A 15421-nucleotide genomic window follows, 5' to 3' on the forward strand; every position below is an offset into this window, starting at 1 on the left:
TTTTTGCGTGCCTGATTTTTGCGCCCCGCCTGTGCGAACATCGCGTTCGCGCAGGGCAGGGCTGCACTCAGCGATAACTGATGGTGAAATCGAGCGCGCCCTTTGCCACGCCAGGGGTCACCCGATCGTTCGTCTGGTAGAAGTGCGCACGATAAGGCAGGCGGGTTACAGGCAGCTGAAGCCTCTGGTTGGTCGATACGTGCTCTGCCAATGGCACGGGAACACCACTGTCATCGGTTATCTGGATGCCAATACCGGTCGCCGTCGAACCGTTGCCCAAGCTGAACAGGCCCAGTTTAGGGTCGATGGCGGCCGAGCCATCGGTGCCTGTCAGGTAGATATAGGCCGTAGCGGTACTTGAGTTGGGGTCGTCCTCGCAGTCACTCAGGGTGATATGGAACGGCATGCTGGTCGTGGTGCTGCCCCTGCCCGGGAAGTCCGCCACGGTATGGCTGCCCAGATCGACCGGGTCGGCACTGACCGCATCGCTTTTCAATGTGCACTGTGCCTGGTTCAGGTTGCCGCTGATTCGCAGGCGGAAGGCGTCAGGCTGATCTGAGGTGCTGCCACGGGCTACTTCTTCATCCAGCAAGACTGGCCCGGGCGCCATGGCCCCGATCTTGACCAGTGTGACGGTCATGCTGATCGGACCGATCAGGATCGGGATGGCCATGCTGGCCATGTTGGTGCCGCGGTAAGGCAGGAAGGTGTCGCCCGTGCTTGAGCTGAACGTATTGGGTGCCCCGCCGCTGAACGGGTGGCCCAGTTCGATGACGGCACCAACCCCCGGGGTCCGGGTTCTGATGATGCTATTGGCGAAGCGCCCGCTGCCAAGTCGCACTGGCACATCGTAGGCAAACGGCGCGGTGTAGTCGGCTTGCGCTTCCAGAAGGCGATCGGAGCTGTTGTGACAAGAGACAGCCCTGTTTGCCGGGTCGGAGGTCACGGGAACCCGCAGTCGAGTGATTTGGTCGCCGATCGGCAAGTCCCTGGGCACCCACACATTCTGGAAATCTGCCGTGAAGGTGGCAGGGCCTGGGCCATTGTTGATGACGCAGCCTGACGCAGCGTGGGCAGCCGGCAGGTGAATGAAGGGCAGGCTGACCAGCAGCAAGGTGGATAGCAGGGTGAGGCGATGGGTGGCGTTCATTGGCGGTTCCAGTCGGAAGAAGCTTCGCAGCGCAAGGTTTGCAGGCGATAGCCTTGTTCAAGCGGCAAGGTGGCGGGGGTGATATCGAAGCGGCATTGCTGCTCGCTGCCCGCCGTCCACCTGGCCAGCAGTTGCTGCTGCTCGAGGTGGGTGGCGACCAGTGCCTGGCCGCCTTGGCCGACCACGGCCAATACCTGGCCCTGGGCATCGCTGACCTGTGCGCCGAAGGGCAGGGGGCGGTCGTCTGCTTGCAACAGGGTCAGTACCAGGCGGTTGACCCGGCGCGCCGGGAACTTGGCGAGCACCACGGCGCCGCGGCGTGGCACCACCTGCGTGGTGCCGTTGTCGATTTCGATTTCCGGGTCGAGCTGGTCCAGTTGCAGTACCAGCTGGTTGGCCCGATAGGGGCGCATGTACGGTGCCAGTGCATAGCCCGCAGGGTTGGTCTTGCCCTGTTGTGCCTGGCCCACGCCAACCCCTTCGATGCCCGGCACATGCACCACGGCATTGGTTTCACCCATGAACGGCGCCAGCAGCATGCCGCCGCCGTGCGCCAGCAGGGCACCGCTGCTGCTCAGCGATAGGTTGCGGTAATCGGCGGACTCGCTGTAACCCATGCCGTAGTTGGCATGGCTGCCCTGGTAGGCCAACGACAGGCTGCCACTTTGCTGGGTGTCGTTGGCCAGCGTGGCGCGGTAGTTCAGGCGCCGGTCATCGAAGTGGCCACTGAGGCTGGCGCGTTCGCTGTGCTTGCCAGCGCTGTGCTGCATGTCGAAGGTCGCGCTGGAGGCGTGCTTGAAGTCCAGGGGCAGGCTTAGGCTCAGGCCGATGATGCGGTCGTTGTGGCGCGACGAATTGAGCGACTGCGAGGCGAACAGGTTGAGGCTGATATTGTGCGGTAGCTGCGTGTTGTATTGCGCCTGGTACTGGCGCCGTTGCAGGCTGTTGTGCCAGTAGTCGTCCTGCGACAGGGTCAGGCTGAGGCTGCCGGCGCTGCCGAAGTGCTGGTACACCGAGGCTTCCAGCCGGCTGCGGCGGTTGCCCAGGTAGTGATCGGAGGCGTTGCGTTGCTGCACCACCTCGTCATAGTCGCGGTAGCCGACAGTGGAATAGCGATAGCCGGCGAAGCGCAGGTTGGTTCCGCTGTCGAAGGCCTTGCCGTAGCGGGCCGAAAAACTGTTGCCTTGCACTTGGCCCAGTGCTGGGCCAAGGTCGCTGGTGGCCTGGGTGGCGTCCAGCGATAGCGCGCCAAACGCCCCGAAGTCGCGCGCAAGGCCGAGGGTGGCGGCGCGGTAGTAGTCACCCCCGAGCACGCCAGCGTACAGCGTGCTTTCCCACCCCATGCCGCGGGCCAGCGTGCCTTGCCACAACGCGGGGGTGTCGGCCTCGTATGCGCCGTGGTAGCGGCCCAGGGCCAGGTCGTAGCGCCACACGCCTGCGCGCATCAGGTTGCCCAGGGTGGAGTAGGGTTGGATGAAGTTGCGCACCTGGCCATCGGCTTCGGTCAGAACCACTTCCAGCTCACCGCTGCTGGCGCCCACGGCCAGGTCGTCGATTTCGTATGGGCCAGGGGCGACGAAGGTGGAATAGAGTGGGTAACCGTTCTGCAGCACCTCAAGCTTGGCGTAGGTTTGCGCCACGCCGCGCAACACGGGGGCGTAATTTTGCATGGCGTCTGGCAGCATCTCGGTGTCGGAGGCCAGTTTCACGCCTTTGAACGGCAAGCTGCGGAACACCTCGCCTTGAGTAAAGGTTTCGCCGAGGGTGAGGGTACCCCAGCGTGCCGGCAGGTCGCGTTGGGCATAGGTATTGGTGCGCGTCCAGCGCAGCTCGCCCTGCCGGTTTTCGCGCAGCGCCTGCTGGCTGCGCAGACGCCAGCCGTACAGGTTGACGCCGCTGTTCAGGTACAGGTCATGGCTGTTGTGGGTGCCGTTACCGCGGCGGTTGCTGTGCTGGGCCGAGGCCTGGTAATTGACGAAGGCGGCGTTTATGCCTTCGTCCCAGTGGTGCTCGGCAATGGCGCCGCTGGTATCGCGGCGCAGGTAGGACTGTGGTATCGACAGGTTCAGGCGCAACTTGCCCGCATCCAGTTCGGCACTGGCGCCGGCCAGTTGCGTGGGCAGGTCGATACAGTGGCCTTCATCGCCGGGTTGCCTGGCGCCCAGGTGTTGTTCGCGCACACCGATTTCATCCAGCAGATCGGCACTCAGGCATGGCGCCAGGGTTTGCCCATCGCGGCTGTCGTCGAGGGTGATGTCCCGTTTGCCCAAGGGGCTGAGGTTCAGGTACAGCTCCAGGCTGTAGCGGCCGGCGGCGAGTGGGCGCTGCTCGGCCAGGGCACGCAGCGCGAGGGCGCCGGCATCGGCGGGTTGGCCTGGGCTTTGGCGAATGAAGCCGGGCTCGAACTGCAGGTCGGCGGGGGCGGCCAGGGCCGGCATGCTCAGCAGGCTTGCGCTGAGAGCGGGAAGGGTGGAAAAGCGCAGGCGTGACAGCGCCTGCTGGTGTTTGAAGGGCTTGAGCATGACAGATGCCTGGTTTGGACATTGGAGCGCGGCGGTTAGGCGGTGCTGGCGGTGACAAGCGAGGCGTTTGGGGTTGGAATGAGGCGGTCGCTTGGTGGGGCGGAAAGATAAGGAGAAAGTTGGGGGAGGACTGTAGGGCTAGTCTGGGGGGGGAGGGGATAAGTCGATGTGTTTTTGGGTCAGGATGGTGAAACACAAAAACCCGTAAGAAGAACGGCGCTGCAGATGATATCTGCAGCGCCGAACCTGTTGGCGCTAGTTATTTTTGAAGCGTGTTAGCAAACGCCTGGGCAGCTTCTGGAGTAGCGAAGGAGTTAGTACGTGCCCCTCCTGGAATGGCTGATTTCACCCTAGTCCCGGTGACCCTGAGAAGTCTGGAGCTACTAATTGGAGCCAAGGGAACACCCATGATGTCCGTTTGCTCTAGCTCAACCGTGATCAATGAGCCACGTGGTGATGTGTCGTAGTCAGGGGTTGGTTCAGGTACGGCACGTTGTGGCAAAGCTGGAGCTGGAGGTGGATTACGATCCGCGCTCGATGAGCGCGCAGACGGCTGATTTATGTCCGCTGGCAAATTGTCCTCTACTGGTGAAATGTCATCTGTTTGGGCCCCGTTGCTCCTTGTGCTGTTACGCCGTAGGCCCCCGTCACCGGCACCCCCAGCATCCCCCACTTCGGCAACGCTTTGCCTCCTGGCCGCAGCACGTTTGTCGAACCCTGCCTTGACCATCCCTGCCGTCAACGTCATCGTGCCGATGATGGACAGTGACATAGACGCGATGCCCAATTTCTTTTTCTTTTCCGGGTCTTTCACAAACTCCGCGGCAACCTGTGTAGCCGCCGATGCAAGCGTTGCGGTGATACCTACCGCCAGTACGCCAATGACGAGCGGGGTGGCGGCACCTGCGGTCATCACGGCAAAGCCAATGGTCAAGCCTATGTTCATTACCAAAACGCCAATGTTCAGCCAGAACTCAGCCCCGCGCTTCTGCTTCTCTTTCACCGGGTCATCGTTCGAGCCCCAGCCGCGGCTGTAATGCCCGGTAGGGTCCTGCCACATGACCGGGTTGCCCAGGCAGTACACGTACGGGTTGATGCCCGCCAGTTCAGGGTCCAGGTTATCCGGGCTATGGAAGCGCATCAGGCTGGGGTTGTAGGCACGGTAGCCGCGCCCCAGCAGGTACCAGCCCAGTGCCTGCTCGCGCGCTTCGGCATTGAAGCCCAGCAGGCCCAGCAGCTTGCCTTCCTGCACCTCCCCATAGGCGCTGTAGTTGGCTTCATGCACCTCATCATTGGCCGCGCATTCGCCGATGACGCTGTTGTTGTTGCTGGCCATGTACAGGCGTGTCTCGTTGCTTTTGCCCGACTGTTGCAGCCCCAGCGGGGAGTCGCCTGCAAACAGGTACTCGGTGAGCAAGCCATCGCGCAAGGTGCTGCTGACCCGATAGCCCTCGTAACGCCGTTGCTCCTCGGCCTGCGCACCGTGGCGCACGCCCAGCAGTTGCCCGTGGCCGTCATAGCGGAAGTTGGCCAGGGCCGTGCCGCCCGGTGCCGCAGCGCTGGCCAGTTGGCCGGTATCCTCGTCGTACACCAGGCGGTTGCCCTGCTCGTCCTTGAGCATGTTGCCATCGGCGTCGTAATCGTCCTCGCTGAACTTCACCAAAGCGGGGTAATCGGCTGTCAGCGTATGGCTTACGCTTTTCAGCTGGAACGGTGAATCTTCGAAGTATTCGTAGAACGCTTCGTCGACTTCGCCATCCGCGAACTCGCTGAGGCAAAAGTAGATATTGTCGTACGCGTCGAACTCAAACGCCTGGTTGGTGATTGCACGGCCCTTGCTGTTGGTAGGCAGCGCGCTGCCTTCACACCTGTGGTTGTACAAGCGGTCACGGTCATCGTAATCAAAGCGCTCCGTCAGCACCGCCGTACCGGCTTTGATCAGCGTGCGGCTGTGCAGCATGTTGTCGTCGCGCCACACTTGTTCGAGCGCGCGCTCATCGAGGGTGGTGTCAAGCCGGCTCAGCTTGAGGGTGCGCGACGTTTCCCGGCCGCGGTGGTCATAGGCCTGGGTGCACAGCAGTTTCTGCGGGTTGGCGGCCTCGGCGTTGTTGGTGGTCAGCGTGGTATGCAACAGGCCTGCACTGTTGTAAGTGAATACCGCTTGCAGCGTGCCTTGGGTGATCGAGTGCAGCCTGCCAAGTTCATCGTATTCGTATGCTTTTCGGCTGTTGTCGCTGTCGCTGCACGTCAGCATGCGCCCTTGCAACGAATAGACGAAGTCGCGCGTGTAGACATCGCCCGATTGTTTGTCTGCCCAGCTTTCACTCAGCAGGTAACCCTGGTCGGTGTAGCTGTAGCTGCGTGTACCTTGCTCGTTCTGCGCTTCGGTAATGGCTGCGGAGGCCATGCTGTACTTGAAGCTGGAAGGCTTCTGGTTTTTCCCCGCTGTGATACGTGTTGGCGCGGTGCCGACCGCCAGGTCGTACTCGTAGTTGAACGTGCGGCCAGAGCCCATGATTCGCTTCTCTGGCAGCAACTGTGAGCCGCTGTACTCGCGCGTTTCCTGGTGGGGGCCAACGGTCACTTTGACCAGGCGGTCGATATCGTCGAACTCGCGTCCACACACCGAACGCCCTTCATCGTTGCGTTGCGGGTGCAGCAGCAGGGTGGTCGCCAGTTCATCGGTGCTGTGGTGGGCAAACTCCCGGCTCAACGCCGAGCCGTCCGCGCGATCGGTGCGCTGCATGCGCCCCCAGATGTCGTACCTGTAACCGGTGGTGCGTTTGTGTTCGGCACGTGCGGTGTGCTTGCCGCTTGCCGGCACGCCGAAGGTATAGGTTTCTGCGACGCTGCGGCCAAAGCCGTCATAGCTGTAGGCGCGTGTCGATGCCGAGGCACCGTGCTCATCCAGCGTTTGCACCTGTTCTGGTTTGTCGAAGCGATTGAAGGAGGTGGTGCTCTGGCTATTTCGCACACCGGGTTGGTCCGGGTACTCCTCCCAGGTGGTGACGATATCCCCCTCGGCGCCGAACGGGGAGCGGTCGGTGAACACGGTCACCCCGTCCGGGCGCACGGTAGCGCAACGGTTACCCCAGTTGTCGTATCGATGCTGGCTGGTCAAGGCCAGTTCGCGGTCGGGCAGTTGGTCGTAGGTGGTTTCGTTTTCCAGCTGGCCGAAGGCGTTGTAAGCGGCGGAATAAACCTGATACGTCTGTTGTTGCCTGGCCTTCGAGGCCACCGCCTCGCATACCCGCTCTTCCTTGATGATGCGGTTGAGGCCGTCGAACAACACGCGGCTGATTACGCCCAGGTTGTCTTCGGTTTCCTGAAGGTTCTGCTCAGCCGACACGGCATAGCGATAGCGGACAGTGGCGCGCTTTTCGTCATCGTCCGGTGCGGAGGTTTCGCTGGTCAGCCGATTGCTTGTGTCATAGCTGAAGCGCGTGACCGTGTCGTGAATGTCGAGGTTTTCCAGCACCTGGCCTGTCAGCGGATGCTGGCTCTGTTTAGAAACCTTCTGGCTCAGGTTATGCCCGATGGTCGTCTGGGTGGTCTGCAGGACATCGCCCAGCGCCTTGTGCGAGGAGAGGCTGTACTTCCACTCAAGCGTTGTGGTGGTGTCGGCCAGCACTTTACCCAGCTTCGTCCCATCATGCTCGGCATGCAGTGTAGTTTCACGTTTGCTCATGCGGCCGTGGTAGTGAGCATTGCTGGGGCTGCTGAGGTAGGTCCGTTTGACCGTGCTAAGGGCGCGCAGGGCCTGCGGGTTGGCGGCGTCCGTCAGCACTTCCTGTTCGATGGCCAGCCATGTCGAGGCGATTTCGCCGTGTTCGGGCAGGTCGATGCGACCCTGCAGGGTCCCCAGCGCACCATAGGTAAAATCGGTGCGTAGCACGGTGGCGCCTTCTACCACGTTGGCAAGCGTGCTCGGGTAGACCGTCTGGCTTTTTACATGCTTCTTGAAGCCGTTCGGATCAGCGGGGCATTTGCCAGGTTCGCCGTTGGCGTCGTAGTACTCCAGCACGGTGTACCCGCCATCCTGCTGAATTTCCTTGGTGAGGTTACCCTCTCGATCGTATTCGGTGGTGATGGTTTCAAAGCGCTTTTTGTTGGCATCGTCCTCCATTTCCCAAGAGGTCGTTACCGTATTCGCCATCAGGTAAATGGGCGGCTGTTTGCTGAAGGGGTCGCCCAACTCGCCGTGATAGACGATTTGGGTTCGGGTGACCTGTTTGCCCTGAGCGCGGGTTTCCTGGGTGCTGCGGTGGAAGCGGTCGTAGTGGGTGGTGACGGTGCGGTCAGCCTGGCCCGGGCAACGCTGGGTGGTCTTGCACCAATAGCTGTAGCCTGGGTCGACAACGTCGTACAAATTGTCGCGCCCGTTGTTGCGCCAGGTAATGGTGCTGCCATTACCCATGAAGTTTTCAGTGGAGTAGTCATAGTCCGTGCGCATTTCCGGCTGGCCTTGCCCTGGCTGAACGCGATGGCGTTTGACCCGTGGCAGCTTCTTGTCGACGCCCGGCAATGCATGGCCAGGATCCCCGTCGATGCCGTATTCGATGTGCTCTACAGCGCCTGTGGGCGAGACCACTTTGGTCACGCAGGTCTGCCCATGCACGGTCTGGTAGTCGAATTGCCACTGAGTCTGGTCGGGCAGTACCACATTCTGCAGTTGTCGCCCCTTGAACTTCAGTACCTGGCTGGCTTGCACATCATCGGCGCCAGGGTACAGGGTGAACTCAGTCGTGCCGCCGTAGGTTACCTGCAGCAACAGGCGGCCTTTACCTGCGCCATCGGGATGCCCGCTGTGTACGTGCGTCAAGCAAAACCAACCCGGGGTAACCGAGTTACTTGCGTAGGTGAGTTCGAGCCAGTGCCCGGAGGGTGCGTAGATGCGCGTCGGCAAGGCTGCACGCTGTGCGCCCGCGCCCATCTCTTCGAGTATTTCGACCACGCCGCTACGGTGCACGACGCGGAAGCGCCCTTCGCCATCCTTGTGGAAGTGGAAGGTATCGAGTTTTTTCTCGCTGATGCTCTCGATGCCGTCCACGGTGAACTGTTCGCCGGTAAACAGCGACAGGGCGCCACCGCCTTCAGGGTAGGCATGCTCGACAAAGCGGGAAAGGTTCAAATCCCATCCTTCGCCATACCCGACATCGCCCGCGGCCATTGAGTTGTAGGCCAGGTTTAGCGAGAAACTGGCACCGGCGCCGCTGTCGGCAACCAATTCAGGAATCGCGATGCTCAGCCCATATTGGCCGGTACGTGGGTCGACACGCTTTTCGACGGCGAAGTTATTGGCATTGGAGTGCGCGGCCATGCTGCTCATGGGGTCACCTGCGTTGTCGGGTTGGTTGGGTAGAACAGCTGGCCGCAGCGGTATTTGGTAGGGCCATTTTCGTCGGACTTGTGCGCGCGGCCGATCATGACTTTGCCAAGGCCACAGGTGAAATCGGAATTTGACTCCTTGACTTCCTTCTCCCAATCACCGGGTACGACGATCATTTTGTTTTCGACAGCTTCCGTGTCTTTGTAAAGCGTGGCGCAGCGGTAGGTGGTGTACCCAGTTTCATCGCCTTTATGGCCGCGCCCGACCATCACGCTGTCCGTCGGGCACGTGAAGTAAATGGGGTCGACCTTATCTTTGTTGTAAGTAACGGCTTCTGTACAGCTTTTGTCGGGCTGTTTTTCGCTCGTGCTTTCAGGTTTGCGCCTGCCACATTCAGAGATCCTGGCGGCGGTATAATCCTGTTTAATCACAATCTTCACCTTCCCATCGCCTTTCACGGTCTGGCAGGTGTATTTCGTCCAGTCATCTTTATGATCACCGTGTTCATCGCCACTGTGCGCACGGCCGACCATGACTTCGTCGCTTGCGCAATCAAACTCGTGGTCGTGTTCTTTTTCTATCGTGGTGGTCGTCTTTTCGCCCAAGGGCACAGGCGTGAGTGTTGGTGTGTTGGAGTCTTCGGAAATGTTTATTTGCAGGCAACTCAGTTTCCTAGTGATTCTTCCTGCGTCATTGTGGGTTTTGGCGGCCAGTTTGAAACCGACAGGTTTTTCGCCGGCATCGTTGGTGTAGTCAATGTATTTGCCTACCTCGAACTCTGTCAGGCGGTCAATGCCAATTTCAGGGAGTTGCGAGGGATTGCGCGTCGTCTCCAGTCGGATAACGAAGCTTTTGTTATCTTCGGGGTCGTCCTCTGTGTAAAACGTATCGTCTAATTTCGTGTCGCACAACCAATCATCGGTCAGCAGGATTTCTGCGGAGGAGGGAATATCGTGCATCACGATATCGCTGGGCTTGATGTCATAGCAATTACCCACGCCTATCCCCCCGCGCTCCGCCACGGAGAGTTTTAATGTTTTTCCTGCACCGGCTGGGGGGATATCAATGGTGCAACGGCGTTCTCCAAAGTCTCCGGTTGGCGCTGAAATCAGGGTAATTGTACCTGCGCTGGCATAGGGGGTAATTAAGCCACAAAAAATGAACGTTAACGTCAAGAGAAGAGGCGGGGATGGGGCGCGGTGGGTACGGCTTCCCCGTGTTGTATTTATCATGGTCGAACTCCGTTGTTTATTGATCAAGCTGCTGATTAGCAGGCCACTCCTCGCAGGGATGGCCCGGTAACGCTCAGGCTAAAACAGCTGGATTCGGTTGGCACCTGGCATAAATAACAGGTAGGGCGCAGGCCCAGCCAAGACGTGCAGTGCCGCCGGGCACGGGCTTGGGCCTAGTATTTTTGCCAGTGGTCGAGCACCGGTTGCAGGCGTAAAACTTGGTTCCGGCAAGCCTGATATGGAGTAAGAGCAATGATTTCAAAAACGGAAAACTGCGCGATCGGCAGCGTGGGGGAGGGCGCAACTTTCATCCATCCCAAGCCGGTCATTGAAGGGTTGACGCAGAGCCTTGAAGTGGACCTGGACCGCTTGGGTAGCGACAGCCTCAGCGCCGTTATTCGAGGGGCAGGGCTGAGTCTCGGAGACCGTGTTTATTCCAATTGGTTAGGGGTGGATCGGGAGGGTGTCCCATTTGACTTGGTCAGGGAGGTCACCCTGGTACAAGACCCGGATAATGTAGTTTTAAACATAGATAATCGGACCGTGACGAATGCCAGTGGCGGTTATGCGTTCCTGTCGTACCAGGTTAATGATGTGACAGCGCCAGAGTCTATGCGGCAGTTCTGTTATGTGGGTTTGCGTGGTCCCAGTAGACTACCGGTGGTGCACGTACTGCAATCGCACGGTTTGAAGATCAATAAAGATAAGTTGCAGCAGCATGCCCACGTGGTGGCGGCTGCTTACCAGGCCATTCAGGACGGTGATCAGGTTACATTGACAGTTCGACGCTTCAGAAGTGCGGGGCAAGAGTTGTCAAAGCTGGAAAAGCCGTTGCGCCCGGAACAGAAGTTCAACGGTGAGCCGTTGGAATGGTTGATACCCAAATCGGACCTGAATACAGTCGATGTGGGTGGGCGTCTTGAAATGAGTTATACCGTTAAACTCAAGGACGGTCGCGAACTTGCCCCCTCGCGTACGCAAACGTTCTTGATCAGCGACGCAGAGGACACGGGTACACTGTTGCCTGCACCTAAGGTGGGCAATGGTGGTGGTAGCGAAATTGATCCTGGCAACTACCCAGACGGTTTACCGATTATCATCGACGGTTATCCGCAGCCTGCCGTAGGTGACTATTTGCTGCTGGCCTGGGTGTTGCCGTCGGGCGAAGCCAGCGTGCAAGTTATTCGTCTGGATGAAAGCAGCCTGGTCGCCGGGCGATTTTCCCTGCTGATCGAACCGGCACTGTTACTTGCCAGCCTGGGGGCGGTACAGGTTTTTTACCAGTACGCGCGTGAAGGCGCCTCGTTGACGTCAGACGCAGTGCCACTAGACGTGACGGCGCCTCGCGCAGTGCCTCCCATGCCTACTGTCAGGGGCAGCACAAATGCCGGTGCGGCAGATGAATATAATATTAATGCCTGGGATATCAGGAGAAATGGGGCCTACGTCCTCATCCCCAGCGAAGCCGATCTGCGCCCGGATGAACACGTTGAAGTGCACTGGCAAGGCGACCCGAACGGTGGCCGAACAATCATTCAATACCCAGATGCGGAAGGCCCGTTGGTATTCAACGTGCCTGCCGAGTTTGTCCCGGCCAATATGGGTGTCACGCCGCCCAAGCGGTTCGAAGTTTTTTATCGGATAGTGGAAACGAATACAGGGCTTCATTGGGATAGTAAAGCGGTGAAGTTGCTGGTGTTGCCGGTGGATGAAACACGGTATGAACCTATTGATTGCCCGGATGCAAACGCCGATGAAGAGCTGGTGTTGGTGCCCGCGGGTGGCAGGCTGAAGTTGGAACCCTGGTTATTTATCAAGAAAGACCAGCTACTGAGCATTCACCTTAGTGGTATAGGGGCTGGGTCGGTACCGGTAACGGAAGTGTTGCGCGATCAGGTGCCGGTTACCGAGTTGCAGGTGAAAGAGGGTGTAGACGATTTACTGACTCATGAGCTGTTGAGCAAGCTACAGCCGGACCAAAAATTTTTGGTTTGGGCCAGTGTCAGTTTCGATGGCGTCCAATGGACGGACTTTCCGAAACTAGACCTGACGCTCAAGGTATGAAGGTGAGCGTTGTCGGGATGCGCTCGGTTATTTGCCGTGTTGAAACAGTGAAGGAACGGCCACTTAAAGCGGGCCGCTTGAATTTATTTGCAGGGCTGAACAGGCTCGATGAAGCGAGGGATTGGTCGTGACAAACCTTACTAAAGAACAGATACTCCAGCAGCTGGCTGGCGGCACGGTCATGGCGGGTTGGTCTGCTATTGCCCAAGTGGGGCGAGATCAGATCAACCAGTTATTGTCGGACCAGTGGCTACAAAGCTATACCAATCAAACGTTCATCGAACCCATGAGCATGGCGTTTGACCTGGACGAGGGCGGCCAGTTGCGTGGCGAGTTTCGCAACCTGGTATTTGGCCCGCCACAGCTGTATTTCGAAGAGGCCAACTTGCTGTCGGCCGTCACGACCGTGCGAATGACCCTGCTCTCGGGCGATTACATTCAGCATGCTTATTTGCCGGGCAGCCCGCCTGTACTGTTGCGGGCTCACAGTGTGAATGAGGCCATGCGCTATGCGGTCAGCGCGCACATAGAGCTGAAACTGCAGCAAAGCGTGAGCGGGCAGTATACCCAATTGGTGCTGGCGCTTTCAGATGCCCGGACCGATACGCTGCAATGTGACCTGGGTACCACCGACTATGCATCGAAACAGATAGGCAAAGCGGTTTACGACCATTGGCTCAACCAACCTAGCGCTCGCCAGGTCTATACCTTGGTCGAGTTCGATGGCGAAGATTACGCGTCGATGTCGCCCAAGAGCATCAAGGTTTTGACCCAGAGGGCACCTTGGGGGGCCAAGACAGACAAACTGTTCAAGGACAAGGCCGCTAGCGAAGGCGATGGCGCGGTGGTGTTGATGATGCAGTTACGCTCGCATCTGCTGCAGGGCACGCTTCCGCAACCCGGCAACAACTTCCCCTATCTAAGTCCCGGCACAGCCGCCACAGGGGCCGAGCATTCATGCTCGCTGTTGCTTGACCCAATCAACGATCGCAAGCGTGGCGAGCCATTGGCTCAGGTACTCAGGCCGGTACGGATACCCAACGCGTATCGCTACACGTACGAAGACGCTGACAAGTACGAGCCAGCCGATGTGGTCGGCTTTGGTCAGATTTCGCCCACAGAAAACACCTACCGGGTAGACCCAGCCACGGCAAGTACCGTGGCGCAGGGAAGCGTGCCCTTCGCGCTCAATGGGGTTACGCCCGTCACGGCGTGGGCAACCGCTAACCTGAGGAGTGTTTCTGCCAGTGGCACAATTAGCGCCGCCGGCATTTATTCGTCGGGCGATGCAGATCGGTTCATCGCCGATAGCCAGGTTTCGGTGGTGACGGGGCAGTACCTGGATGGCAGTGGCAGTGAGCAGTCACGTAGTGCGGTGGTGGTCGAGCACGTCAAGCCGGTGCAGATATCCCCTCGAATCATGGTCACCGGCGCCAATGGAGTGCCGATCGAACTGTCTGCCTCAAGCGTGAATGGCGGTACCCTTAAGTGGGATAAGATCGATACACCGCAAGCATTACGCGCTTCACGAGGACCGGGACGGGCCGGTAACCTCGACAAGCGCGACCACAGCAGCGCATACGAGTTGGACCTGGGCAGGTTGGAAGACCTGGGTAATGGCAAGGCCCGTTTCACGCCGGCAATGATCGAACCAGGTAAACCCGAAATCCTGTTCCAGGTCATTCGCGTCACGGATACTCGAACGAACGCCTATGCCGAGGCGACAGTGGTAATCGTGAACTGGCCCCAGCGCTATTTTGTCGAGCCATTCTATGTGGCGGGCTACAAGCCCAACGCCACCGTGCCATTCAAAGTCACGGATGCGCCCAGCGACCTGACGTGGCATGTGTTTGGAGAAGGTGATGTAGACCAGAACGGTGTCTATACCCCCCCCGAGAACGCCCAATTGCCGGTTACCGTAGTAATGGCCGATTACAATGACTCGCGGAACGGGTACGCAATCATCGAACACCGACCGGTCGCAACCGCCGCACCCGTGGCCAGTAGCTGGGATGGCCTTCTCAGGTTTGCCGTCGAACTGCTCAGCGTTGGCAAATGTTTTGCCAACGGTATGCAGCAGATTGAAGTAAGAATAACCATCGAGACAAAAGTTGATAGGCCGGGGGTTATTTCGCCACCGATCAGCGATAAAGAACTCGCCAGCCTCAAACTGTACAACGTTGAGGGCGGCAAGGTGCTTGAATTCCTACCTGACGGTGAAGAAGGCCTTGAACCAGGCGACGGCCCTAAAAATTGGGTCGTGAATAATAGTGCCAATCGGGTGGGATCACGTACTCAGGTTATGCAGGGCAGCGCGCGAGGGGAAGACAGTACCCGATACAAGCGGTTTTTCCTGCAGAGTACCGCCGTTGGCACGCTGGAAGTGGCTGCCCAGTTCAAAGGTGACGATAATGCAGTCTATCGCTCTACCGATTACGTCGACGGTACCCAGAAAGTAACGGTGGTTGCTGAGTCCGTGCCTGTTTTTTCCAGGGATGCCTACACGTTCACGCGTGTCCCGGTGAAAGGCTGGGAAGGCGTGGGTGATGAAGACTTTCACAAGGTAGACGATACCACCGACTATTGGATACTGGCGGGAGCAAAAGATGATGCCTTCCAGACACTGAAGTTTCTCAGGCTGAAGTTCGAAGACGACAGCCCCGTGTCGACGATGCGCTGGGAGTCTGATCAGCGAAGGGAAAAGTACTGCAGTTTTACCGGTTATGCGTTCACCCCATTTGTTCGTGAGAACAGCCAGCTCGGTAACGAAACAGACAACCCAGAGGACCCTGAAAAATACCTTGTACATGACGGCTTGTTGCAGGCGTTGGTGCAATACCAAACCCAGCTCGATACCTATTTGGATACAGAGCTGCTTGATGACTATAAAGCTGCGGCGGGCGACGTTTGTTTTGCTCTGCACCGGGTATCGGACCTGCCTATTATTTACGACAAAGAAAACCCCATTGAAAGGCAGTGGCGAGCCGAACTGGAAAAGCCCTTGTCGTTCCGCCTGATGGATCAGAACGGTAATTGGCATAAGCTCAGGGTTTCATTCCATTTGGCGAATGGTCTGCAGGGTAGTCGCGACAAGCTGACTTACGCGATCAACTAATCAAATGGA

Annotated in this window: 6 protein-coding genes; 2 read left to right on the forward strand and 4 right to left on the reverse strand. The window is 58.7% G+C overall.

The annotated features are described in order from the left end of the window. Positions 1-67: 67 nt before the first annotated feature. The 4 genes from ACNQP3_RS07245 to ACNQP3_RS07260 form a co-directional block, all read right to left on the reverse strand. Positions 68-1150: a fimbrial protein gene (locus ACNQP3_RS07245; protein WP_012271130.1), complete on the reverse strand. Its 1083-nt coding sequence runs from the start codon at positions 1148-1150 to the stop codon at positions 68-70. Continuing rightward, positions 1147-3672 (reverse strand): fimbria/pilus outer membrane usher protein, encoded by a 2526-nt coding sequence (locus tag ACNQP3_RS07250; RefSeq protein WP_264316891.1) that lies wholly within the window; start codon positions 3670-3672, stop codon positions 1147-1149. Before ACNQP3_RS07250 ends, ACNQP3_RS07245 begins: the two co-directional genes overlap by 4 nt. Before the next feature lie 259 nt (positions 3673-3931). Beyond that, the gene (locus ACNQP3_RS07255; protein ID WP_264316892.1) at positions 3932-9001 is read right to left on the reverse strand and encodes an RHS repeat-associated core domain-containing protein; all 5070 of its coding nucleotides are present in this window, start codon (positions 8999-9001) and stop codon (positions 3932-3934) included. Next, positions 8998-10233: a hypothetical protein gene (locus tag ACNQP3_RS07260; protein ID WP_264316893.1), complete on the reverse strand. Its 1236-nt coding sequence runs from the start codon at positions 10231-10233 to the stop codon at positions 8998-9000. Before ACNQP3_RS07260 ends, ACNQP3_RS07255 begins: the two co-directional genes overlap by 4 nt. Positions 10234-10485: 252 nt before the next feature. Between ACNQP3_RS07260 and ACNQP3_RS07265 the strand changes: the two genes are divergently transcribed. Then, on the forward strand, positions 10486-12297 hold the full coding sequence (locus ACNQP3_RS07265) for a hypothetical protein (protein WP_264316894.1): 1812 nt from the start codon (positions 10486-10488) through the stop codon (positions 12295-12297). A gap of 127 nt (positions 12298-12424) precedes the next feature. Continuing rightward, positions 12425-15412 carry a hypothetical protein gene (locus ACNQP3_RS07270; protein WP_141729026.1) on the forward strand — a complete coding sequence of 996 codons (2988 nt, stop codon included), beginning with the start codon at positions 12425-12427 and terminating at the stop codon, positions 15410-15412. Positions 15413-15421: the final 9 nt, after the last annotated feature.

The sequence above is a fragment of the Pseudomonas sp. LFS074 genome, from assembly GCF_047978165.1.
In the GTDB taxonomy this organism is placed as follows: domain Bacteria; phylum Pseudomonadota; class Gammaproteobacteria; order Pseudomonadales; family Pseudomonadaceae; genus Aquipseudomonas; species Aquipseudomonas putida_P.